This is a genomic window from Nostoc flagelliforme FACHB-838, from assembly GCF_014698065.1.
Classification (GTDB): domain Bacteria; phylum Cyanobacteriota; class Cyanobacteriia; order Cyanobacteriales; family Nostocaceae; genus Nostoc; species Nostoc flagelliforme_B.
In genome coordinates this window covers 1-24224 of the sequence record NZ_JACJSI010000070.1, presented here as the reverse complement: position 1 = coordinate 24224, position 24224 = coordinate 1, and the positions used below count along the sequence as shown (strand labels likewise).

Genomic DNA, 24224 nt, shown 5'->3' with positions numbered 1-24224 from the left:
AGCTGGATTTATGCCGTATTCTACTAGTGTAAGTTTTTAATGTTTAGCTTTTTAATGGAAGGAATAAAAGATGAACCACTCAGAACTGGTAGTTTCAAATAACCTAATGAATGAATTTAAAACTTGTACTCAGTTGCAATACAATGGCAAATTAAATATTAAGAGTTCAAAGGGGAGTCAATGGACTTTTTACTATCGGCTGGGACGGATAGTTTGGGCAACAGGAGGGACTCATCCCTTCCGGCGCTGGCGTAGACATATAGCTCAAAATTGTCCTCAAATCGATGTTGATAAGTTGCAATTACGTTTGCAAGACCTATCAATCGATTACTGGGACTATAAGCTGATAGAAATATTTTATAAAAAACAGAAAATCCAGAGAGAACAGATTCAATCTATTGCAGAAAATACAATAGCAGAACTCTTATTTGACCTAGCTTTACAAGGAAACTTTGCTTCTATAAGTTGTAATCGTAGTCAAGAAGTTGTTTTAGAAACCCCAATGAGCTTCACAAGTGCAGAAATGTCTGTAAAGCACATGCAAGACTCGTGGAAAATTTGGTCAGAAGCTGGTTTAGCAAATTTTTCTCCTGATTTGGCACCAGTTCTCCGGCGACCAGAGCAACTTGAGCAGATGGTAAGTCCATCTGTTTACAAAAACTTTGTGAATTTAATCAATGGCAAATTCACTCTGCGAGATTTAGCCATGAAAATGAAGCAGAATGTACTGCCACTCACTCGTTCGTTGCTTCCTTATATCCTTAAAGGAATCATTGAATTGATAGAAGTACCTGACTTGCCTTTAGGAGTTACTGAAGTCAACAATAATACCACCACACAAGCAAAGAAGCGGATTGCTCCACTAGTGGCTTGTGTCGACGATAGTCCTCAAGTATGTAAAATGCTAGAGGATATTATCACTGCCAATGGATTGAGGTTTGTCAAAATTCAAGATGCTGTACAAGCTCTACCAACTCTAATTCAGGATAAACCAGACTTGATTTTTTTGGATTTGATTATGCCAGTTGCCAGTGGTTACGAAATTTGTACTCAGTTGCGACGAATATCTACCTTTTCCAACACACCAATAATTATATTAACAGGCAGTGATGGTCTTTTAGACAGAGTTCGTGCCAAAGTAGTTGGTTCTACAGATTTTCTTACTAAACCTGTAGTGGCTGATAAGGTAATGAGTATAATACGTAAGTATTTACCGACATCGACTGTATCCACTGATAAAAGTAAATCTAATTTAGAGGTTTGTAATTAGGGAGAATTAGAGGCAATTTTTGATTCTGAATTCTTCCCCAAAATTTATAGAATTTTCTACCTCAGTAAAAGTTAAATTATTGGGGTATAACAACTTTGGATTTTAAATTTGTTCTCATGTTTAATTTTTTTTGCTCTCAAGCATTTGTCAGATTTGAGCTTTAAATCAAAAATTTGGTTACGAAACTCTTCTAGATTTAAATACATATTAATTTATATTGTTTACGTACTTTTTCTGAGGTTGATATATAAAGATTAAACCAAAATTAGACAAATACAAATTTTTGTATTTATAGCAGTCCTATTTGATTTGTGAAATATTGGTTAGGGCAAAGGGGTTAGGGCTAGTCTCTAGTCCCTTCCATGTCATGTCTTTGGTGACGAATCATTTAGGGCGTATATGTCTAATTTGTTTACATTTTGAGAAAAAGTTAACGAGTAGTTGCCATGAATACTGTTTTAGTTGTTGAAGATGGCTTAACAGATATGGAGATAATCAGCCGTTACTTGCAACAGGCAGGTTGTTCTGTGATTAGCGCCACAAGCAGTGAAGAGGCTCAAGACAAAATAGATCAAAATAAGCCAGACCTAATATTCCTTGACGTAATTTTGCCAGGAAAAAGTGGCTTTGAAATTTGCCGAGAACTGAAAAATAATCCCGACACTAGTAATATACCTGTGGTTTTTTGTTCTACAAAAAATAGTGATGTAGATAAAATTTGGGGTAATATGTTGGGCGCTGATGGTTATCTATCAAAACCAATTGATCGAGACGAACTAGTGGTAATTTTAAAGCGATTGCTTAATTAGTAAATATGTCATAAATCAACAATCGCTCAAGTCACTATTTTTAATATAAAAACTCTGAAATAGCAAACAATAACTGCAAATAGTGGCTAAAGATAAAAAATCAAGGACAAAGGATGAATAACTTTGGAAACCAAGGAAAAGTTTTTAAGTTTTAATTTGGGAGCAAGTGATACAGCCGTTATTTCGTTGCAGAACATCACAGAAGTTTTGCAAGTATCATTACCAGAAATATGTGGCGTTCCTCAAATGCCCAGTAGCGTCTTAGGTATTTATAATTGGCGCGGTGAGATGTTGTGGCTAGTAGATTTAGACGCAATGTTAGGTTATCCCCCAATTTCGCAAGGGACAAATTTGCTTTCAAAAATGATGGCGATTGTTCTGGAAAACAAGGGTAAGTATTTGGGATTATTAGTGCGACAGCTTCTAGATATTGAATGGCTCGATACTAACCAAATGAAACCCGCAACTACTGAATTATTTTATCCGAAAATATCACCTTTTTTACAGGGATACTTTATTAATGATTCGGAGGATATGATTTTTAATTTGGATGCCATAACTATTATCCAAGCTCCCATCTGGGGGACTCATAATTGAACATTTAGTAATGGATGATTAGGTATCGGGTTTTGAAAGTTATTAATATTTCATAAACAAATACCAGATCATTATTGCTTGCCACTATTATTCATCACAAAATTTGAGGTTAATCAAATGACATTTTTGTATAACAATAGCCATGAAACTGATAATCTAATATCTGAATTAGAAAAGCAAAATGGTAATCCAAATATAGCGAATATTGCTAGTAGCGAAATATCTTTATTAAATGCGATCACTCAGGAATTTAAAACTTGGCGGCGACAGTTACAAGACATAGCAACTCACATGCGCCAAGCACCAAACCGGGATACACTACTCAAAATTACCGTAGCGCAAATTAGAGAAAAAATTGGCTGTGATCGCGCTTTAATTTATCACTTCACTTCCAGAGAATCAGGTAATGTTTTATCAGAATCTAGAACACTAGGTTGGACTCCGACTTTGGGCGAAAATATTCCTGGAATTATTTTTGGTTTATATACCAATCAAGACTATACAGAACCTGTAATTATTGACGATATCAATCAGATTCAACTTAGCCCTTATCAAAAGCAACTGCTAGATAAATTTCAAATTAAAGCTAGTTTGAGTTTACCGATTGTAGTCGAAGGTAAAGTGTGGGGCTTACTAGCAGTCAATAATTGCTCCTCAACGCGGCAGTGGCAAGAAGTAGAAATTAGTTTACTATCTCAAATTACAACAGAACTGACTTACAAGTTGCAGAGCTTTGAATTCCAAAAAGAACAGCAACAACGGATACTTGCAAAAAAATCGGTAGCTAAAGTCATCGATAAAATTCTGCGAGTATCAAATGTCGAGAAGCTTTTTCAAACAACCACTCAAGAAGTACGCCAATTACTAAAATGCGATCGCGTTGGTGTTTATCGTTTCAAACCTGACTGGAGTGGCGAGTTTGTCGCTGAGTCAGTGGGTAATGGCTGGATAAAAATGGTTGGCCCTGACTTTTACATGGTCTGGGAAGATACCCACTTACAAGAAACTCAAGGAGGACGTTATGCCAAGGGTGAAAGCTTTGTAGTCAATGACATTTATCAAATGGGCCATGCTCAATGTCACATTGAGGTTTTAGAGCAGTATGAAATGAAGGCTTACATCATTGCACCGATATTTGCTGGAGAAAAATTATGGGGTTTGCTGGCAGCTTACCAAAATTCTGGCCCTCGTAATTGGCAACCTTGGGAAGAAAGCTTTGTAACTCAAATTGGGCTGCAATTTGGTGTGGCTATTTCACAAGGAGAATATCTAGAACAAGTGCAAACTAAATCTGACCAACTAGCTCAAATAGTTGAACAAGAGAAAGTTTTCACTAAGATAGTCAACCGCATCCGACAATCTTCAGATGTAGAAAGCGTCTTCAAAACAACCACTCAAGAAGTGCGTCAATCACTGCAATGCGATCGCGTCGCTGTCTATCGCTTTGACTCTGACTGGGGTGGCGAATTTGTGGCTGAGTCTGTGGGTACTGGTTGGACAAAACTGGTAGGCCCTGATATTAAAACCGTTTTGGACGATACCTACTTACAAGAAACTAAGGGAGGTAGATATGTTAAAGGTGAAAACTTTGTCGTTAATGACATTTATGAAGTCGGGTTAGCTCCCTGCCATATTGAGATTTTAGAGCAGTTTGAAGCCAAAGCTTACATCATTGTTCCGATATTCTTCGGGGATAAATTGTGGGGGTTACTGGCAGCTTATCAAAATTCTCGCCGCCGTGAATGGCAAACCTGGGAAGTGAACTTTTTAGTTCAAACTAGCTTGCAATTTAGCCTAGCTAAATCACAGATAGATTATTTGGAATTAGTGCGGGTGAAATCTGAGAAACTAGCTCAGATAGCAGAACAAGAGAAAGCTGTCACCAAGATCAGTAACCGCATCCGCCAATCTTTAGATGTAGAAGAAATCTTCAAAACAACTACTCAAGAACTAAGGCAATTACTACGATGCGATCGCGTCGCCGTGTATCGCTTTAACCCTAACTGGAGCGGCGAATTTGTCGCAGAGTCCGCAGGTCATCTTTGGGTAAAACTGGTAGGCCCTGATATCAAAACTGTCTGGGAAGATACCCACTTACAAGAAACTCAGGGAGGTCGATATGCCCAAGGAGAAAACTTTGTCGTCAATAACATCTATCAGGTAGGTCATTCTCCTTGCCACATTGAAATTTTAGAGCAATTTGAAGTCAAAGCTTATGTAATCGTTCCTGTATTTGCTGGGGAACAATTGTGGGGATTGCTAGCAGCTTATCAAAATTCGGGAACTCGTGATTGGGAAGATTCGGAAGTCACTTTGTTAGCACGCATTGGCAGCCAGTTAGGACTGGCATTACAACACACCGAATATTTGCAACAAGTACAAGCGCAGTCAGCAAAATTAGCAGAAGCAGCAGCACGAGAAAAAGCAGCTAAGGAGTTACTACAACAACGATCTATTCAACTCTTAAAAGCTCTTAGACCCGCTCTCAACGGCGATTTAACAGTACGCGCACCGATTACAGAAGACGAGCTAGGCACGATCGCCGATGCTTACAATAATACCCTGCAAGCGCTGCGGCAAATCGTTATTCAGGTACAGGGAGCTGCTCAACAAGTTGCCCAAACTTCTAGCAATAGCGACGCTTCACTAGCCGGATTGACCAATCTGGCACAACAACAATCTGAGGAAATTACCGCAGCTTTAGGTGACATTCAACAGATGGTGGACTCTACTCAAGCTGTGGTGGCGAATGCTGAATTAGTGCAACTAGCAGTGCAAAAAGCCAATCAAACTGTAGAGTCTGGCGATACTGCGATGAACCTAACAGTAAAAGCAATCCAAGGGATTCGTGAAACTGTTGCTCAAACCAGCAAAAAAATTAAACGCCTCAGCGAATCCTCACAAAAAATCTCCAAAGTGGTGAATTTGATTGGTAATTTTGCTACACAGACAAACGTACTGGCTCTAAATGCAGCCATTGAAGCCACTCGTGCCGGTGAATATGGCAAAGGTTTTGCGGTTGTAGCTGATGAAGTCCGTTCTTTATCTCGCCAGTCAGCAGCAGCAACCATCGAAATTGAAAAATTAGTCCAAGAGATTCAAGCAGAAACCGGAGAAGTTGCAGTAGCGATGGAAACTGGCATTCAGCAAGTAGTAGAAGGTACAAATCTTGTCAGTGATACTCGGCAAAACTTAAATGCGATCGTTTCTGCAACTGCCGAAATTAGTCAGCTAATCGAGCGAATTACCGCAGCGACTCAAAAACAAATGGCGCAATCTGTAACAGTAACTAAATCAATGCAAGATGTAGCCGGAATTGCCAATAAAACTTTTGCTGAATCTCAAGAAATTGCAACTGTGTTCCAAGATTTATCAGGAATGGCGCAAGAGCTATTAACAACTGCTAGTAAGTTTAAAGTCAAATAAGTAGAAAACAGGGAGTGGGGAGTGAAAAATGACAGTTTCTAAAATTTGATCTGAGCAAGATTTAAGAGTTAGGCAAGAAGGCAATCGTTAGCTGAAGCTTGTTATCAGCTAACGATTACATTTCCGAAAGAGGAACTTTACGGAATGACTTTATAGATTTGTCGACAGCTGCATCAGGTTATGAACGAGTTTAGACAAAACCGTCATTTTGGAATCATTAACGAAATTGAAAGGTTTTAACTTTTTTCCCAACTTCCAACTCCTAACTTCCAACTCCCCATTTCCAACTTCTAACTCCCAACTCTTAACTCTCAACTCCCCACTCCTTAGTTATGATTACAGATAACGAAATCCGCGAACAAGGGTACATCTACTTTCTGGCTGAAGCTCCAGAACTAGTCCAAATTATTGAGCAAGAACTATTTAGCTTGTCGGAAGATTATAGCATTGCTAAAGTTCACAACTTAATGCGGGCTACTCATACACTTAAAGGTGGTGCTGCTAATGTTGGGCTAGAAGTAATTAAGATGATAGCCCATTTTCTAGAAGATGTATTTAAGGCTCTATATAATCCAAAAGTGGTAGTTGATGCTGAATTACAAACACTTTTGTTACAAGCTTATGAGTGTCTGAGTATAGCATTAAATACCGAGCTAATAGGCAGTACTGTTAACGATCAAGAATTGATGCATCGGGCAACTTCAGTGTTCGCACAGTTGCAAGAAAACTTGGGTGATGCATTTGGTGCTGAATCTCATATTCCCTCTTCTGAAGAATTGGGATTTGATATTGTGCAGTCCGTTTTTGAAACGGGAGTAGAGCAACGTTTAAATAGTATTGCCGACGCTGTTAATAATCCACCAACTGATGCCGAATTGATTGAGTTTTTACACTCTCAAGGCGAGGTATTTTTTGGCTTGGCAGAATCTTTAAATCTACCTGGATTAGGAGAAATTGCTCAAACCATTATGTTGGCATTGCAAGCAAATCCTACCCAAGTACGGCAAATTGCAGAAATTGCCTTTGCAGATTTACGACAAGCACAACAATTAGTATTAAAAGGCGATCGCACATCTGGCGGAGAGGTTTCTCCAGAGTTACGAAAACTGACAACAGTGGCAAATAATGAATTATCTGAAGAATTACAAAATAATTCATCTGTTGCTACATTTTTTATCAATGAAGAACAGTTTTACCAGTTCCTCACTACATCTGATAACAATAAAAATGAATCGGTTAAGCCTACAACTGCCAAGTTTTATTTAAAAGTCATTCGCTACATTTTTGGCTGGTTTAATCACCAAATGCAAATACCAGAGTCAGAATTAAATTTAAATTTACTGGTTCCCGCCTTAGAAAGGAAAATCCTGCTTAATTATATCGAAAACTGGCTGAAAAGTTTTCTTGATTTTGTTCAAGATGAAGAAGATAGCCAAAGTCTTTGTATTTATCGACGTGGGATTATCTTAATTATCTTATTTGCAGTTGCAAAATTCCAATATTCTCTTAACCCATCTGACAGTTATTTATCAGGAATTAAAATATTACAAAACCAAATTCATAAATTAGCTAAAGAATATAAAAATTATCCTCCTGTTACTAGCCAAGAGAAAAATTGGATTGATAATCCCAAGTTACAAACACTGTTAGTTATTAAAGAGATATCTCAATCTGCATTTTCTCAAGTAAATGATAACTTACTAGAATCGATATGGGGAGAAGAAGCTAACCAAATTGCTGTTGAAGTTGTGACTACACAAACTGATGATTTTTCAGGAAAGCTTGATTCATTAGCTGTTAGTAAGCAGGTAGTTGTAGATGTTCCTGAAACAGCTATTGAAGTCTTGTCTGATATAACTACACAAATCAATAAAGAAATAGAGGATCAATCACAGTATGTTCAAACTAAAAATTTCCGCCAACCTTCATTTATTCGGGTAGATACAGAAAGACTGCAACACTTAAATTATCTAGCTGGAGAATTGCTGATTTACCAAAAACGGCGTAGTTTGCAAGATGAACAAGTCAAAGAAATAATTGAGCAATTAATACAGCAACTCACTAGACACCAAACAACTTTAAATGAGTTACGTGATTTACCATTACAAATACAAAACATTAACTCACAAGAAACGCAAAGTTTTGCAGTGAATTTTGACTTGTTGGAAATGGATGTATATACAGAGTTTCAGATGACATTGCATGAAGCCATAGAAGAGACACTGCAACTCCAAGAAACCACAGAGTCTCTTGACTTGCTTCTGACACAAGCTACTCAAATTAGCGATAAACAAGAGAATTTAACTCTTAATATTATAGATAGCTTAGTCGAAGCACGTATGTCGCCTTTGGGCAATATCCTGAATCGCTTTCCCCACATGGTAAATAAGTTGGGGAATGTTCATGCCAAACTTGTAGAATTGAAACTTACTGGTAGTGAAGTACTGGTAGATAAAGCGATCGCAGAAAAGCTCTACGATCCCTTGTTACACTTAGTGCGTAATGCTTTTGACCACGGTATTGAAGCTCCGCAAGTTCGCCGAGAGCTTGGTAAACCAGAACAAGGTTTAATCGAAATCTGCGCTTATCATCAAGGTAGCCAAACTGTTATCGAAGTTCGGGATGATGGCCAAGGATTGAATTTAGACAGAATTCGCAGAAAAGCTGCTGAACTTTATCCCACACAAACTGAAGAAAAAGCTAGAAACTATGCTTCTAATCTAGCTGAATCTGAACTTTTAGATTTGATATTTTTGCCTGGATTTTCTACTGCTGGTAAAGTGAGTGAAATTTCTGGGCGCGGTATGGGTTTAGATATTGTGCGTACTCAGATGCACGCACTTAACGGCTCAATTTCGGTTCAATCCTTACCCAATCAAGGAACAATATTTATACTCAAAATTCCTTTTTCTATGACTACAGAAAAGTTAATGCTAGTTCAAGCCAAAGGTGTTGTTTATGGTCTGCTTTTGGACAGTATCGAAAAAATCTTAATACCCTCTGAACAACAAATTAAAGAAATTGAGGGCAAAAAAGTCTTGCATTGGAATATAGAGAATGATGAGACTATGGTCAGCCTGCATCAGCTTTCAAAGTTGATTGATTATAATGATTCATTTTTTAATAGTTCTACTGCATACAACAGATTAAATACCCATGACTCAAGTGTAGCGAGAAATCCGGTGATTTTGCTACGACGAAATCAAGGAAAAGTCGCTTTAGAAGTTGACCAAATAATTGGTGAACAAGAACTAGTAATTAGACCTTTAGGAAATGCGATCGCACCGCCAAAATACATTTACGGTTGTAGTAGTTTAGCTAATGGTAATCTCATCTTAATAATTGATGCTTCCTTGCTAGTAAAATCTAACGAGATTCAACAAACAACAGTTGATATCAGAGCGCTACCAGTAGCTTCAGCTTCTTCCTCAGATAAAAAAGCTTTGCCGATATCAGGACAGAATTTTCCATCTACACTATTACTTGCTGCATCGACTTCCACAACAACTACAGAAACCCTACCCAGTTATTCTCAAGAGCCAGATAATAAAACACCAAAAGTTGTTTTAGTAGTAGATGATGCAATTAGTCTGCGGCAAACTCTCTCTCTAACTTTGCAAAAATCTGGCTATCAAGTAATACAAGCTCAAAATGGTGTAGAAGCTTTAGAAAAGTTGGAGTTACATCCTGAAATTCAAGTTGTCGTCTCTGATTTAGAGATGCCACGAATGAATGGTTTTGAGTTGTTGAGCAATTTCCGTCAACACCCTAATTTAGGAAATGTACCTGTAGTGATTCTCACTTCTCGCAGTGCTGACAAACATCGCCAGCTTGCCAAAGAGTTGGGTGCAAAAGCTTACTTGACCAAGCCTTTTTTAGAACATGAATTTATTTCTACAATTAAAGAGTTAATTTAGCAGTAGGGGCGCAAGTCCTTGCGCCCCTACTCAGACATTGACTAGATTTTCTATAGTATCGGCATCATTCGGCAACGCACCTGTTAAAACTTCGCTGCCTACTGCGGTAACTAAAACATCATCTTCAATACGGATTCCGCGTACATCAGCAAATTCAGATAAACGCTGCCAATTTACGACATTCTGATACTTGGAACGGATATTAGTATCATTTAAAATTGCTGGTACTTGATAAAAACCAGGCTCAATTGTGACTAACATTCCTGGACGTAGGGGACGATTTAAACGCAGGTAGCCTAAGCCAAAGCGATCGCTCCTTTGGCGTCCTTCTTCATACCCTGCTAAATCGCCCAAATCTTCCATATCATGGACATCTAAACCCAGTAGATGACCGATACCGTGAGGGAAAAATAGCGCGTGGGCATCCATCTCTACTAAATCTTGGGGATTTCCTTGTAAAATATCTAACTCTACTAAACCTTCAGCTATGACCATAGCAGCTAGCAGATGAATATCTCCGTACTCTACACTAGGTTGTATTTTGGCAATGCAAGCATCATGAGCTGCCAGCACAACATTATAAATATCTCTCTGGGTAGATGAAAATTTGCCAGAAACTGGCCATGTACGAGTAACATCACCTGCCCAACCCGTCTCAGTTTCAGCGCCAACATCAGCAAGCAGTAAATCGCCTGCTTGTAGGGGATGGTGATACTGCTCATTATGCAAAACTTCACCGTGAACGGTGACAATACTGTTGTAAGAGGTGGTCATATTGTGGGCAATAATTACCCCTTCCATCGCTGCACGAACTTCTGCTTCTAGCTTGGCTTGGGGCGTTGCCGCCATACCAGCTTTGTGGGCTTCTACGGTGACTGCCGCAGCTTTTCGCAACTGGGTTAATGCAGCTTCATCATGAGTGAGGCGGAGAGAAACGATCGCTTTAGCTAACTCTAAGTCAATTCCTTGGGGAGGGCTTTGTGGCAAAACCCATCTATTTAATAGCTGCGATTGCTGTGTCCAAGTAGCAGCATCTTGTACAGCAAGTGTAGCGGCATCTTGTAGCCAAGACTCTAATTCTGCCATTGGTCGAGCAGCATCCGCCCCAATTTTTTCGGCTATTTCCTCGCACGTTGGCATTTCTCCATGCCAAAGGGCGCTACCGGGTGAAGGATCGTCCATGAATAGTTCTAGCTTCCCCGCTTCTAAATGAATTGCCGCCTGTGATAAGGGTAGTCCAGCAAAATAGAGGAAATGACTGCTAGCACGAAAGGGAAAAGGATTTGCGGGAAAATTACGCGAACTATTGCTACCTGACCACAGAATTGCTGGAAAATCAATCAGATTGGCTAGTTGTTGCCGTCGGAGGCGTAAAGTATCAGCGAGGGAAGTAGAGGTTTGTTGAATAAACATAAATAGAAACTCAAAGAAGAAGATAAAGGTAATGGTTTTGCCTTTATTTAGTCGTTATTGTCTTTATCGTCATCGTCATCGTCTTGATCATCCTTGCGATTATCCTGTTTGTCGTCGTCGTCTCTGTCTTCCTGGTTAGGCTGTTCGTTAGGTTGTACAACTGGTTTTTGTTGCTCAGTTGGAGCAAGTGGCTGCGGTGCCTCAACAGCACAACTAATTAATCCTCCAGAGATTAGCGCTAAATTGACAACAGCAAAGATGCTTTTGAAGATTTTTATCCTCATGTTTCCGTTTTGCTCTAACATAGTCCCTAGTTTTTGGAGATTGTATTACTAATTTATAAGGCAATAGGGTTCAGTTAAGCATTTTTTTCTTCTCTCTGTTCCCTCTGTGCCTCTGCGGTTCGTTAAAAAATTTGACTTTGATAAAGAGTTTTAGCCTTAACTGAACCGTATTGATTTATAAGGTACTGTATATGGCGGTTCTTATTTGAATGTATAGCGATCGCCAGATGAGTTATACCATTTTCAAAAATCTGTGCAACATAATGAATCGGCTGTAAGGGCGCACATCTGTCATTGGTGCTAAAACCCTTTTCCAGTTTCTGGCTGGAAATGCTGCTCCTAGCGGCTCTGCCGCCAGAAAGAGAGGCGGCAGCCCCAAGAACGGCATTCACAGTCGGAGACTGGGAACGAGACAATCAAAAAGCTGGTTCTAGACTGGCTTTGACGTTAAGTTGACACCAATGAGAGCTGTGCGCTTCTACCAATAAATGTGTTTTAGGATGTAGAGACGCGATATATCGCATCTTTACTATTTTCATTTCAGGTATTTAAATGTTTGAGAATCAACGAGCAAACATCTGTTGCCTCAATTCGATTTTCATCAACTAGGTGAGTTTGATGAGTGATAAACAGTGGCCCTTCGGCAAAAGAAGTGGTAACGCTACCATGAGAGCCACGTACTAGAGAAGCATCCAGAGGAATAACATCCATAAGGTAACGAAAACCCAGTTGTTTCTTAAGTAACTTGAGAGCAATTTTTCCTTGAGGAAATGTAATCTGCGGATCAAGGAAAAGTTCTACAGGATCGTAACCAGGTTTGCGGTGGATATCTACAGTTCTAGCAAAATCAGGAGCTTTCGCGTCATCAAGCCAATAATAATAGGTAAACCAAGCATCAGATTCGGCGATCGCAACTAATTCTCCCGATCTAGGATGAGCAAGGTGGTAGGTTTGCTTACCTTCTTCATCCAATACCTGTGCCACCCCTTCAGTCGCTTCTAAAAGCGATCGCACTTTCGGGATGTACGCCGGATCGTTCACATATACATGAGCAATTTGGTGATCGGCAACGGCAAAGGCAATACTAGCACCAAAATCGAGCAGTTCTCGTCCCAATTCTTCCCGCACAGCAATTAAACCATTTTCCCGGAATAAGCGGTTCAAATCTACCGCTTTGGAGACTGGAGTAATGCCATACTCAGAAAGAATAATTACCTGAGTATTACGTGCTTGATAATATTCAATTAGATCACCACAAACAGCATCAATTTCTCGCAAATCTGCTTGAATCTGTGTTTGATTGTTGCCAAATTTTTGCAGACAGTAATCTAAATGTGGTAGATAAACTAGTGATAATGTCGGGCTATAACGTTCTTCAATCCATTTTGCGGAATTAGCAATCCATTGACTAGAACTAATGGAAGTTTTCGGCCCCCAAAAATCGAATAAAGGGAAGTTTCCTAAATCAGATTGAATTTGCGATCGCACATCACTAGGATGGGTATAAATATCAGGTAATTTTCTGCCATCTGCGGGATACATCGGGCGCGGCGTAATGGCATAATTTACTGAAGAGTACATATTATACCACCAAAAAAGGTTGGCACAAGTGAAGTTTGGATCAATAGATTTAGCTATATCCCAAACTTTGGGAGCTTGTACTAGTTTATTAGATTGTCGCCAGAACTTTACTTCACACTCATCGCGGAAATACCAACCATTAGCGACAATTCCATGTTCATCAGGCCATTTTCCTGTTAAATAAGTAGCCTGAACCGAACAAGTTACAGCCGGTAACACTGGTGCAATGGGAACTACTTGCCCTTTACTAACCCAAGAAGATAAAGACGGCGTGTTTTCTCCTAGTAAGCTGGGCGTTAATCCGACAATATTTAGAACAACCGTTTTTTGCATAAACTTAATCCTTTCTTATACCAATTTGAAAAATAATGTAGAAATGCCAATTAACACATCTCTACAGATTAAACCAGAAAACCCAGTTCATATCTGGGGGCATCTTAGGAAATTATTTTTAATACCCATTCATACTCACGCTGAATAGAAGTAAGTAAATCTATTTTCATTTCTGATGGCAATACATCCCAAGTATAAGTCTCAATTTCTAAATGTGAGCAAGCATTGTTTGTCTGAAGTAAATGCAAAACAGTAACAATGTCATCTTGAGTTGATTGCAAAATTTGATAATCATGAATAAAAATTGGCACATGGAAGTGAGTACGCCATTCTTCAGCTAAAGATTGCTCTAAATGTGGTAATGCAGTTATTAAATCAGGATAGTGATGAAGTGTGCCATCAGTACGACGTTCTATTACCTGGTGAAGATAAGTAGATTCAGCAAATGGACGTAACCGTTCAACTATCAAACTACGCTTCTCAATATCTACAGGAATTTTTACTTTAATCGCGGCACTGATTTGAATCTTACCAATTTTAATTCCTGCCGATTGCAAACGCGCAAATACAGATTGTGGTTCCTCATATTCTACTGAGAAATGACAGGTGTCATAACAAATACGAACGTGTTCTAGCAATTTAGTTTCTGCTAAACTATGCTCAATATTTAATTTTTTTGATAAATAATCACCGCCAATTGGTAATAACCAATTTTGATAGAAGTCAATTACTTCTGAGGTATTTTCAATTAATCCATCAGGTTCAGGTTCTAAATCAATATGTAATACCTTTCCTGTTTCTTCGTAAATACGAATCATTTCTACAACAACTGATGCTATGTTCAAACAACTATTTTTAATAACTGCCTCGAAAGCTGTTTGGTCTTTTTTCCACCAAGGTTTGTAGGATAATGGTAGTGTAGAAATTCCGCCGTCGAGTCCTTCTGGTAACAGAGTAGCTAAAATTTGTGCCAAGTTTAATGTATAGTTTACCCGTTCTTGTGTAGACCAATCTGGTGCATAAACTTGGTCTTTTACTACCTGTCGATGGAATCCGCCATAAGGGAATCCATTTAAGGTGAAAACGTATAAATTTTCTTGAGTCAGCCACGCTTGGAATTGAGCCAAGTTATTATTTTGTAACAGTTCTTTGGCAGCTGCATCTGCTAATCTTAAACCAATACCAAAAGGTGCTGTTGGTGATAAACGTGATTTTAAACTGAGAACATATTTTTCTAAATTGGTGAAAACCTCTGGCCAGCTTTCACCAGGATGAATATTGCTGCAATAAGTTAAGTGATTATTGCTTTTTGTAATTTTCATTTTCTAGCTTTATCCTTTGGCTGATACTATTTCAAAAATACCTGCTAAATACTCATTGTTATGGGCGCACATCTATGCGCCCATACAAACGATTCATGGTATTACTGGGTATATACATTCAAATTTAAGTAACGGCAAATACTTTTGCTAACTTCATCGAAAATGGTAGCAAAATTAAAACGAATAAACCGTAATACAAACCAGCAAAACCAGATGCAACTGTTGCATCTAAAACTATTAGAGATAACACACCTATTTTTACAGCATTTCGGATATTATTGGCTACTGGTTCACGCGCCGCTTTGATAAAATTAGGCAAAACTCTAATAGCTAATAAAACAGCAAATGGTAATGCTGCGATCGCTGTATACTCTTCTAATAGTTCTAAAGCTAAAACAGCCGTCAAAACTATTGCAATTAGCAGTAGTGCTAGTACTCCCGTAATCTTCTTACCTCCGTGAACTTCACCCTGACTAATTGCGGTAATAGCAGCAATGTAAAGAACAGGAATCAGTGCTAAATACCAACGTTCTTCTATTATTGTGGGTACAGCACTTACGCCTAATAATAAGTTACTGCCACGACACAAACCCATATTTAAAGGGCCGAAAAAAGGATGATGTTTGGCGAGTGAGTCATATAATAGGGATGAAAGAGTGATAAATATAGCGATCGCACCACTCACCAACGATACTTGAAAAGCAGCTATAATCCCGATCGCAAATAGTATACTCCCCAATAAAGTAGCATTTTGAATAGACACGCGACCACTAGGGATTGCTCTATTTGGTCGTTCTTTGGCATCTAATTCCGCATCAAAAACATCGTTAAAAACTATGCCGCCACCGTATAAACCAGTTGTAGCTAATAACAACCAAGCTAATGGAATTAGGATGGTAAAACTTGCTTCTTCATTGATTAATTTGGTAAAAATAATCCCAGAGCCAGAAGCAGCAAAACCAACAAGAATATCCGCCCAAGCAGTAACAATATTAGCAGGACGCATCAGTTCTAGATAACCCCGCCAGCTTTGAAAATTTAAGCTTGCAACATTCACTTATCTGCCTCCGTATCTAGTAATTTCTCAAAATAAACCGCATATTAAAATGAACCAGATATTTATGCAATTTTTATTCCTCACACCCGTTTGGCTACGCTCACGGCAAGTTCAGTACAGACGCGATTAATCGCGTCTCTCCCCAATTTTCTATTCAATCAACACATAATCTGAAACTGATTTGATTCCTGGTTCTTGTCCGCGCAACACAGAATTGCCATTAAACAACTGACGTTGATCAACAGATTGAGGATTGAGCCAATCTGATGCTTGCATCTGCCCAGTTTGACTGTAAGCAGCTAAGGCATTTTCATAACAAACTGCTCGGACATGTTCTTCAGAAATGCCCCTATCTAACATCAACTGAGCCGTTTTGGGCACTGCTAAAGGATCGCTAATACCCCAATCAGCGCTACTATCTACAATGATGCGATCGCTTCCATATTTGCGGACAACTTCTACCATCCTGGCGTTACCCATTTTCGTCTGTGGGTAAATTGTAAAAGCTGCCCAAAAACCGCGTCCTAATACTTCTTCAACGGTTTCTTCGTTGTTGTGATCAATAACTACTTGTGAGGGATCTAAGCCATATTCAATGCAGCGATCCATACTCCGACTAGCACCCATCTTTTTATTGCGGTGGGGAGTATGAATTAATACTAACATATCGAGTTCTTTGGCTAATGCTAACTGTTGACAAAAGTACTTATCTTCTGCTTCTGTCATATCGTCATAGCCAATTTCGCCAATGGCAACAACTCCCTCTTTACAGGCATAAAGTGGTAGGAGTTCCATTACTTCAGTTGCTAGCGCCTCATTGTTAGCTTCTTTTGGATTTAGGCCGATTGTACAGTAGTGTTGGATGCCAAACTGATTAGCACGAAACCGTTCCCAGCCCACAAGACTACTGAAGTAGTCTTTAAATGAGCCAGCATTGGTTCGGGGTTGTCCTAACCAAAAGGCTGGTTCAATGACGGCGACAATACCATATTCCCGCATTACTAGGTAATCGTAAGTAGTACGGGAACACATGTGAATGTGAGGATCTATAAACATCATGGTTTTAATGATTGGGCATTGGGAAAGAGGAGGCAGGAGGCAGGATAGCGCAGCGTTAGCGAGTCCGCGAGCGTCGGCAGGAGGTAGAAGTACTTTAATTTGGAATTGATTTCTCCCTTATCCCCACTCCCTTTTATTTGTAAACAAAAAAACGTTAGCGCAGATCGCCGCAGGCATCGCGGCTAAAACTGCTCCAAGTCAGATTACCTTGTTGAATGGATGACTGTAAATCTGGGTAACGGGAAAGTAATTCTTGCGCTTGGGGTAAAGGTGATTCAGCACAAGCTAACGCTGCTGCTTTTTGCTCGTCTATATCCCCATCAGCCAGTACTTTTTCCAAATCTGTGATGATTGTACCATCGGCAAACCGCCCTACAGGTCGCCAAAGTTCTGGCGTAACTGAACGTTTCGCTGCCCAGCGTTCATGGGCATAGTCTGCCAACATCCTCGCCAATTCTGGGTTAGCACGTCGATCTAAACCCCAAATTAGATGCAATGGACTGCCGACAAACACAGCCTTCAGCACCATCTGATTCCAAGCAGCATTATCTAAATAATTCGCTGGATAAGGGTTACGTAATGCTATGGCTTGGAATACATTACTCATATTGCTGCGAATTCCCTCAGCAGTACGATGACGATGTAACTCTGGATGTGGTAATAACGGCAAACTTTGATAAAGGGCAACTAACTCCCCCATATCGGCAGTGGAGAAGACTTGATCGAGCGATCGCACATAACCCTCAGCATCATCGTGGGGCAAAGCTAAAAGCAAGAGTGTACGACCTGCTTGATCGACACTCCAATGACCAGGATACCAGCCAGGAATCACATCCTGTGCTGCTTCCAAGTCTTGAAATGTCAGTTGTAAATCCTCTTTACCTAGATAACGCGGCACAGCACTAAAAGCTGTAAAAAACACTCGTTCAGGAGCGCCGCTAGCAATCTGTGTCTGCTTCTGTTCCAGCCAAGCAAAAGCTTTGTCTGAAACAGACTTTAACAGCCAGTGATGCAATAACTTGTTTACTTTACTCATGATAAATTCAGGAGAAGTTGCCCAACTTCTTTGTGACAACCAAGTATAAAATCTACCACTAAACTTGATACTTTGGGTTTGAAGCAGTTAGATAATATACTACTTAGATCATAACTTCACTGAATCTATAGAAATCTCCTGACTTTCAATAAGATATTGTAAAGATACCATTTTGGTTAGGTAAATTCTACAATTATCCTACGGAAAAATTTTAGAATCTTTATGTAATAATATCCATTACCAACCTCAAGATATAAAGTTTAAGCATCAATAAAAGTGGTAAATCAATGTTGCTTTTAACTTGATCCTATAGGTGAATCCGCGTTAAATCTCTGATTGCTTTATTAGCTAGATTTGACTAATGAATCATTTTAATATTGAAATGATAAATGGTTTTATTATGTTTATTTTGCTGTAAATTATAATTGCAGCAATCTATTTATTTGCAATCACTTAAATAACAATAATCAAATGGCTATTCAACAAAAAACCGCTCTTAATCTGCAACCAATTAACCAATGTGTCCGCGTAACCTTCAATTATGATGTTCACTTTACTAGAGGTCTATTTCAGTTAGATAATCCATTACTTGCACAAATAATTGCCGCAGATGGAGAGACAACACCAAAGCAAGTGCTAGTAGTGGTAGATGGAGGATTTTTACAGTATCAGGATGGGTTACTAAAAAAATTATCAGCTTATACCCAGCGTTATGAAGATGTACTAACATTTAGCGGTGAGCCAATAGTAGTTCCGGGTGGAGAAGCAGTCAAGAACGATTCGAGATTTATAGAACAAATTCATCAGCAGATTAATATAGCTGGATTGTGCCGTCACTCCTACGTCTTAGCAATTGGAGGTGGAGCCGTCTTAGATATGGCAGGATACGCAGCAACAACGGCGCACCGAGGAATTCGCCTGCTACGAGTACCGACAACAGTATTAGGGCAAAATGATTCGGGTGTAGGGGTAAAGAACGGAATCAATGCCTTCGGAAAGAAAAACTTTTTGGGTACATTCATGCCACCTTATGCGGTCTTGAATGATTTTGATTTTCTCACTAGCCTTGATGATCGAGATTGGCGATCGGGTATTGCAGAAGCGGTGAAAGTAGCGCTGATTAAAGATGCAGATTTCTTCGATTTCATTATGACTAATGCCGATAAATTGGCTAATCGAGATATGGGCATAATGGAAAGGCTGATCTATCGCTGTTCGCAGTTGCACTTAGAGCATATTGCTCGTGGCGGCGACCCTTTTGAAATGGGTTCATCGCGTCCTTTGGATTTTGGACACTGGGCTGCTCACAAACTAGAGCATTTAACTAATTACAGTTTACGTCATGGTGAAGCTGTAGCGATCGGCATTGCTTTAGATACCACCTATTCATATTTAACAGGGCAACTGTTGCAATCAGAATGGCAAAGGGTTCTAAGTACACTCAACAAATTAGGCTTTAGCTTGTATGTATCGGCATTAACAGAACAATTAGATCAACTAGACCATCCACATTGTATATTTAGGGGGCTTACCGAGTTCCGTGAACACTTGGGAGGAAAATTGACAATCACTCTTCTACAAGGAATCGGAGAGGGAATAGAAGTTAACCAAGTGGATTTGTCTTTGTATAAAGATGCTATTTTAATGCTGCAAGATTGGCAACTTTTGCATTAATTCTCCTTTTCTATACAAATATATTGCTTAATTTTCCAGGCGATCGCTACTTTGTGGTTCTAAATTGCAAAATACTTTTTAGTTCTTCTTCTTCTTCCTTAAGAACGTGGTAAAGTTCCCAATTCTGTTGGAGGTTTAACCAAAACTCTGAACTATTTCCAAAAAATTTTGATAACCTTATTGCCGTACTAGGTGTAATACCTCGCTTTTGATTTACAAGCTCATTTATTCGCTGATAAGGAACGTGAAGTGCATCTGCAAGTTCTCTTTGGGTTATTCCCATTGGGTCTAGAAAATCTTTAAATAATATTTCACCTGGATGTGATGGAGGTCTATACTTTGGAACTCTCATCTGTTGTTACCTCCTAATGGTAATCGACGATTTCAACCTCTGATGCACCCTGGAGTGTCCATATAAAGCAAATTCGATATTGGTCATTTATGCGAATGCTATGCTGACCTTTACGAGCACCTTTTAGTACTTCTAACCTGTTACCCGGGGGAACCTTAATGTCATCTAGAGATAACGCTGCATTGATTTGATCTAATTTTCTCTGTGCAACTTCCCAACAGTATATAGGGCATTGCTTTCGAGCTTCCTTTGAGTCATTGCCATCAAAAATATCTTCGGTTCCTTGATCCTTAAATGATACTATCATAATTAGCATGATGACACGGTTATCATGCTACCAAAAACTGAGTAGCATTATAGTCCTCTGATAAATCCTCATTTCCCTTATCTCCTCAGCCCTCCTTGGTGTTCACAATGAAAACCTCGATGCTCCCAAGCTTGCATATCCACATCAGTAAGTTTTGTCACATTTGAGCATTGCGGTTGAATAATTTGACTTAAAATCGCCCAAAATAAGCTGCGTGTTACATCTAATCCAGTTTTGGGCCAAGATTCCTGATTACCAGGAACACCCAACTCCTGAACAATCTCTGTCTCTACCCAAATACCATGAGCGCCCAAAAGAATCCGTGCCATCCATAAAGCTCTGGGTAAATGACTGGGCGAGGTAATCAACATGACTTTATGCACTCCCCAACGTCGCAAAATTGGAATACCATAATAAAAATTTTCAAAGGTAGAATTCGCGCAGTTTTCTAACCAAACGTTTTGTAAACTTGCTAATTCCGCCTGAAAAATTAACCAAATACAGGGATCTGGGGAACCATGAGAAATTAAAATTGGGGTTTGTGGGTATTGTTTTGCTTGTTGGGCAACATGAGTTTCTCGACGAATACTGCCACCAAGTACAAAGAAGCCATCTACTGGCTGTGAAGAAGCAAAAACTAAGGTTATAGTAGTAAAAATCAGCCAAACACCCAGGACAACGAACAATCCAACCGTTAGTTTTTGTAACGATTGCCACAGATTAGAAGATTTTTTTTTAATAGAAATTAATGATTTGATGGTAAATTTGCGTTTCATGACTTAGGTAATAAAAGCTGATTTAATGGCTGTATAACAGTGCTGCAATTGAGTGAACAAAGTGCTATCTTATAAAAGTAATCTAGAATGCAAACATGACGCTAATCAAAGTGTCACATGAACAGTATAGCCTTCCGGAGAAGGCTAACAAACTGAGAAATGGTTGTTAATAATGCAGCATTTTCGGCATCATTAAATGATAAAAATGATGAAGAGAGCATAACTTAGTTTGGGGTATAAAAACTTAAAATTTTCTGGAAAGCCTGATTGCTAAACTGTCAACAACACAATTATTCCAACTAATATACATGAACCAATCTGCGAAAAGTTACTCGCCGCTCCAAGTAGCCTTGATTGGTGGAGCGATCGCCACGACTGCTACTATGTCCGTATTCGGCTCTGCTTGGACTCGTAGTGTTTGGGCTACTCTAGCCCTACAAGACAGCCCAAAAACGATAGTTGACCAAGTATGGCAACTGGTGAATCATGAATATGTTGATGGCAAGTTTAATCAACAAGATTGGCAAGCAACCAGGCAAAGCCTCTTGAGCAAAAATTACTCTTCTCGGGAAGAAGCATACACTGCCATCCGCGAAGCTTTACAAAAGTTGGGAGATCCTTACACTCGGTTCATGGATCCCCAACAGTTTGAAGCCCTGACTAGCCAAACATCTGGGGAAGTTTCTGGCATTGGCATTCGGATGGAAGTGAACGAAAAAACTCAGCGCCTCACTGTTATCGAAGCCATAGAAAATTCTCCGGCGCTGAAAGCTGGGATCAAAGCAGGCGACGAAATTTTGGCCATTGATGGCAAACCCACTCTCAAAATGAAAGTGGATGATGCTTCTAAGTTAATCCGTGGTAAGGCGGGTACTCCCATTAGGCTAAAGCTGGGACGGGCAGGAAAAAATGCCTTTGATTTGAAGCTGACAAGGGCAAATATTGAAGTGCCAACGGTACGCTATACCCTCAAGCAAGAAGGGAATCGCCGCGTTGGCTATATCCGTTTGCGAGAATTTAGCGCCCACGCCGCAGAACAAATGCAACGAGCCATCCGCGATTTGAATACTAAAAAAGTTGATTCTTATGTTTTGGATTTGCGGGGAAATCCTGGCGGTTTGTTGCAGGCAAGCATTGAAATTGCTCGGATGTGGTACAATGATGGCGGAATTGTCAAGACAGTAAACCGTGTGGGTGGCACAGAGGAAACTAAAGCCAATCGTACTGCTTTGACAAATCGTCCTTTGGCGGTCTTAGTCGATGGTAGTTCAGCTAGTGCTAGCGAAATCCTCACAGGGGCACTCAAGGATAATAAGCGGGCGGTAGTCGTAGGTGGTCAAACCTTTGGTAAAGCTTTAGTGCAGTCGGTTCATGAACTCGCAGATGGTTCCGGCTTGGCTGTCACCATTGCCCATTACTACACCCCGGCGGGAACAGATATTAACCACAAAGGGATTGCCCCAGATATCAAGTTAGACTTGACAGAGGCACAAGAGCGGCAGTTGGCTTCTAATCCCGATTTAATCGGAACTAAGAGCGATCCACAATATGCGCGTGCGATCGCAATTCTATCAAATAACAACTTTGCCCAACCGCCGGCAAATCAGCCCACTCGACCCATGAGCCACGCCGATAACCTGAAATTTTAGATTGACGCAAATGATTTGTTATCAGGTGTTTATATAGTAGTATTCCCAAATCCAGATTTTTGGAGTTATGAAAACTGCTTAATATACCGTTCCAGGATTTTGGTTTGGGAATAATAGTTAGTAATCCCAATTTCCAAAATCTCAGATTTATGAATCATCAGCCAGTTGATGCAACCACCGCCACCAGATTTTTACCAATGGTGTCGGTGGTTGTTCCTATTTATAACGGTGAGACAGATTTACCAGAGTTAATCAATTGTCTATTGTCTCAAACTTATCCAAAAGACCAGGTAGAGTACTTGTTGGTGGACAATAATAGTAGCGATCACACTCTCAGCATCCTGAAAACATCTGCTGAAAATTGTCCAATTACAATTTATCCCTTGAGCGAAAACCAAATTCAAAGCTCTTACGCTGCTCGTAATACTGGAATTCGCGCCGCTACTGGTGAAATTATTGTTTTTACCGATGCAGATTGTCGCCCACAACCGCAATGGTTAGATACATTAATTAAACCTTTTGTCAACAAAGAAGTGGTAATTGTTGCTGGGGAAATTTTGGCACTACCAGGCACAACTCTGCTAGAACAGCACGCAGATCGTCAAGAAACTTTGTCGCAAAAGCATACCCTTAAGCATTCCTTTCGTCCCTATGGTCAAACGGCTAATTTGGCGATTCGACGCATTGCCTTAGAAAAAGTGGGTTTATTTCGTCCCTATCTTACCACTGGTGGCGATGCCGATATTTGCTGGCGGATTTTGGGGGAAAACATTGGGCGGTTGGAATTTGCCCCGAATGCGATCGTTCAACACCGTCACCGCACTACACTTCAAGAACTACAAAGCCAATGGCGGCGCTATGGACGCTCAAATCGCTATTTACATGAATTGCACAGTGTAGATTTAATGCGAGAGATGACACCCAAAGAATACGGCTATCGTTTGGGACGTTGGTTATTGAAAGAATTACCAAGAGATATTAAAAAGGCAATCGCGGGTCAAGCTACCCTTGTAGATTTATTAAATACTCCTATTGGATTATTTACAGCTAGGGCGCGTTCTGCCGGGCAAAGAGATGCGAAGCTGCCAGAGAATGCCAAGATCATCGAGCGACTGTAATACCAATTCTGAAGCGATCGCTCTCACTACATCTAATAAACCTTCCGCAGCAGTTAGTTGCGCCTTGTATATAGATCAGGACTTACGCAAAATTTTGAAAAAACGAACCGCATAGACGCAAAGCGGCTTCCCAATACGGTTCGGTTAAGCTCTAAGCAGTATTGATTACAGAAAAAGTAAGTGTTTCCAATTTAACTCCTGCCCCCTTATGTACTGGCTTCTTGGACGGAAACTTAGCCCTAGT

19 protein-coding genes are annotated in these 24224 nt (G+C 39.8%); 8 read left to right on the top strand and 11 right to left on the bottom strand.

The features are described from left to right. Window positions 1–70 precede the first annotated feature (70 nt). The 5 genes from H6G97_RS25650 (at window position 71) to H6G97_RS25630 (ending at window position 10019) form a co-directional block, all read left to right on the top strand. On the top strand, window positions 71–1270 hold the full coding sequence (locus tag H6G97_RS25650; protein WP_190943431.1) for a response regulator: 1200 nt from the start codon (window positions 71–73) through the stop codon (window positions 1268–1270). A 446-nt stretch (window positions 1271–1716) separates the two neighbouring features. Then, on the top strand, window positions 1717–2079 hold the full coding sequence (locus H6G97_RS25645) for a response regulator transcription factor (protein WP_190943430.1): 363 nt from the start codon (window positions 1717–1719) through the stop codon (window positions 2077–2079). 123 nt (window positions 2080–2202) lie between these two features. Then, window positions 2203–2676 carry a chemotaxis protein CheW gene (locus tag H6G97_RS25640; RefSeq protein WP_190943429.1) on the top strand — a complete coding sequence of 158 codons (474 nt, stop codon included), beginning with the start codon at window positions 2203–2205 and terminating at the stop codon, window positions 2674–2676. 117 nt (window positions 2677–2793) lie between these two features. After that, window positions 2794–6102, top strand: a complete 3309-nt coding sequence (locus H6G97_RS25635; RefSeq protein ID WP_190943428.1) for a GAF domain-containing protein — start codon at window positions 2794–2796, stop codon at window positions 6100–6102. A 332-nt stretch (window positions 6103–6434) separates the two neighbouring features. Next, on the top strand, window positions 6435–10019 hold the full coding sequence (locus tag H6G97_RS25630; RefSeq protein WP_190943427.1) for a hybrid sensor histidine kinase/response regulator: 3585 nt from the start codon (window positions 6435–6437) through the stop codon (window positions 10017–10019). A 30-nt stretch (window positions 10020–10049) separates the two neighbouring features. Here the strand turns inward: H6G97_RS25630 and H6G97_RS25625 are convergent, their stop codons facing one another. The 8 genes from H6G97_RS25625 to H6G97_RS25590 all read right to left on the bottom strand — a co-directional run bounded on the left by H6G97_RS25625 (window position 10050) and on the right by H6G97_RS25590 (window position 18104). Further along, window positions 10050–11432, bottom strand: a complete 1383-nt coding sequence (locus H6G97_RS25625; protein ID WP_190943426.1) for an aminopeptidase P family protein — start codon at window positions 11430–11432, stop codon at window positions 10050–10052. A gap of 47 nt (window positions 11433–11479) precedes the next feature. Next, a complete protein-coding gene (locus H6G97_RS25620) occupies window positions 11480–11716 on the bottom strand; it encodes a hypothetical protein (RefSeq protein WP_190943425.1) in 237 nt (78 codons plus the stop codon). A 122-nt stretch (window positions 11717–11838) separates the two neighbouring features. After that, complete coding sequence (locus H6G97_RS25615; protein ID WP_190943424.1) at window positions 11839–12132, bottom strand: hypothetical protein; 294 nt, start codon at window positions 12130–12132, stop codon at window positions 11839–11841. 124 nt (window positions 12133–12256) lie between these two features. Continuing rightward, window positions 12257–13630, bottom strand: a complete 1374-nt coding sequence (locus tag H6G97_RS25610) for an alkaline phosphatase family protein (protein WP_190943423.1) — start codon at window positions 13628–13630, stop codon at window positions 12257–12259. A gap of 104 nt (window positions 13631–13734) precedes the next feature. After that, entirely contained in the window at window positions 13735–14952 is a 1218-nt protein-coding gene (gene eboE / locus H6G97_RS25605; protein WP_190943422.1) for a metabolite traffic protein EboE, read from the bottom strand. A gap of 124 nt (window positions 14953–15076) precedes the next feature. Beyond that, on the bottom strand, window positions 15077–16009 hold the full coding sequence (gene eboC, locus H6G97_RS25600; protein WP_338421845.1) for a UbiA-like protein EboC: 933 nt from the start codon (window positions 16007–16009) through the stop codon (window positions 15077–15079). 150 nt (window positions 16010–16159) lie between these two features. Continuing rightward, complete coding sequence (locus H6G97_RS25595) at window positions 16160–17068, bottom strand: TatD family hydrolase (RefSeq protein ID WP_242055214.1); 909 nt, start codon at window positions 17066–17068, stop codon at window positions 16160–16162. 154 nt (window positions 17069–17222) lie between these two features. Then, the gene (locus H6G97_RS25590; RefSeq protein WP_190943421.1) at window positions 17223–18104 is read right to left on the bottom strand and encodes an EboA family metabolite traffic protein; all 882 of its coding nucleotides are present in this window, start codon (window positions 18102–18104) and stop codon (window positions 17223–17225) included. A 471-nt stretch (window positions 18105–18575) separates the two neighbouring features. Between H6G97_RS25590 and H6G97_RS25585 the strand changes: the two genes are divergently transcribed. Beyond that, entirely contained in the window at window positions 18576–19778 is a 1203-nt protein-coding gene (locus tag H6G97_RS25585; RefSeq protein WP_190943420.1) for a 3-dehydroquinate synthase, read from the top strand. A 46-nt stretch (window positions 19779–19824) separates the two neighbouring features. Here H6G97_RS25585 and H6G97_RS25580 read toward each other — a convergent pair whose 3' ends face one another. The 3 genes from H6G97_RS25580 to H6G97_RS25570 all read right to left on the bottom strand — a co-directional run bounded on the left by H6G97_RS25580 (window position 19825) and on the right by H6G97_RS25570 (window position 21213). Continuing rightward, window positions 19825–20130, bottom strand: coding sequence for a HigA family addiction module antitoxin (locus tag H6G97_RS25580; protein ID WP_190943419.1), 306 nt, complete (start codon window positions 20128–20130; stop codon window positions 19825–19827). Between the two features lie 13 nt (window positions 20131–20143). Further along, complete coding sequence (locus H6G97_RS25575) at window positions 20144–20437, bottom strand: type II toxin-antitoxin system RelE/ParE family toxin (RefSeq protein WP_190943418.1); 294 nt, start codon at window positions 20435–20437, stop codon at window positions 20144–20146. A 77-nt stretch (window positions 20438–20514) separates the two neighbouring features. Next, complete coding sequence (locus H6G97_RS25570; protein WP_190943417.1) at window positions 20515–21213, bottom strand: YdcF family protein; 699 nt, start codon at window positions 21211–21213, stop codon at window positions 20515–20517. 308 nt (window positions 21214–21521) lie between these two features. Here H6G97_RS25570 and ctpB point away from each other — a divergent pair, with 308 nt between their 5' ends. Then, on the top strand, window positions 21522–22862 hold the full coding sequence (ctpB, locus tag H6G97_RS25565) for a carboxyl-terminal processing protease CtpB (RefSeq protein ID WP_190943416.1): 1341 nt from the start codon (window positions 21522–21524) through the stop codon (window positions 22860–22862). 149 nt (window positions 22863–23011) lie between these two features. Continuing rightward, a complete protein-coding gene (locus H6G97_RS25560; protein WP_190943415.1) occupies window positions 23012–23980 on the top strand; it encodes a glycosyltransferase family 2 protein in 969 nt (322 codons plus the stop codon). Window positions 23981–24224 lie beyond the last annotated feature (244 nt).

Excerpts from the sequence above, each read along its gene's own strand:
- H6G97_RS25650 (WP_190943431.1), top strand. The coding sequence starts at position 71 with ATGAACCACTCAGAACTGGTAGTTTCAAATAACCTAATGAATGAATTT.
- H6G97_RS25645 (WP_190943430.1), top strand. The coding sequence starts at position 1,717 with ATGAATACTGTTTTAGTTGTTGAAGATGGCTTAACAGATATGGAGATA.
- H6G97_RS25635 (WP_190943428.1), top strand. The coding sequence starts at position 2,794 with ATGACATTTTTGTATAACAATAGCCATGAAACTGATAATCTAATATCT.
- H6G97_RS25630 (WP_190943427.1), top strand. The coding sequence starts at position 6,435 with ATGATTACAGATAACGAAATCCGCGAACAAGGGTACATCTACTTTCTG.
- H6G97_RS25625 (WP_190943426.1), bottom strand. The coding sequence starts at position 11,432 with ATGTTTATTCAACAAACCTCTACTTCCCTCGCTGATACTTTACGCCTC.
- H6G97_RS25620 (WP_190943425.1), bottom strand. The coding sequence starts at position 11,716 with ATGAGGATAAAAATCTTCAAAAGCATCTTTGCTGTTGTCAATTTAGCG.
- H6G97_RS25610 (WP_190943423.1), bottom strand. The coding sequence starts at position 13,630 with ATGCAAAAAACGGTTGTTCTAAATATTGTCGGATTAACGCCCAGCTTA.
- eboE (WP_190943422.1), bottom strand. The coding sequence starts at position 14,952 with ATGAAAATTACAAAAAGCAATAATCACTTAACTTATTGCAGCAATATT.
- H6G97_RS25595 (WP_242055214.1), bottom strand. The coding sequence starts at position 17,068 with ATGATGTTTATAGATCCTCACATTCACATGTGTTCCCGTACTACTTAC.
- H6G97_RS25590 (WP_190943421.1), bottom strand. The coding sequence starts at position 18,104 with ATGAGTAAAGTAAACAAGTTATTGCATCACTGGCTGTTAAAGTCTGTT.
- H6G97_RS25585 (WP_190943420.1), top strand. The coding sequence starts at position 18,576 with ATGGCTATTCAACAAAAAACCGCTCTTAATCTGCAACCAATTAACCAA.
- H6G97_RS25580 (WP_190943419.1), bottom strand. The coding sequence starts at position 20,130 with ATGAGAGTTCCAAAGTATAGACCTCCATCACATCCAGGTGAAATATTA.
- H6G97_RS25575 (WP_190943418.1), bottom strand. The coding sequence starts at position 20,437 with ATGATAGTATCATTTAAGGATCAAGGAACCGAAGATATTTTTGATGGC.
- H6G97_RS25570 (WP_190943417.1), bottom strand. The coding sequence starts at position 21,213 with ATGAAACGCAAATTTACCATCAAATCATTAATTTCTATTAAAAAAAAA.
- ctpB (WP_190943416.1), top strand. The coding sequence starts at position 21,522 with ATGAACCAATCTGCGAAAAGTTACTCGCCGCTCCAAGTAGCCTTGATT.
- H6G97_RS25560 (WP_190943415.1), top strand. The coding sequence starts at position 23,012 with ATGAATCATCAGCCAGTTGATGCAACCACCGCCACCAGATTTTTACCA.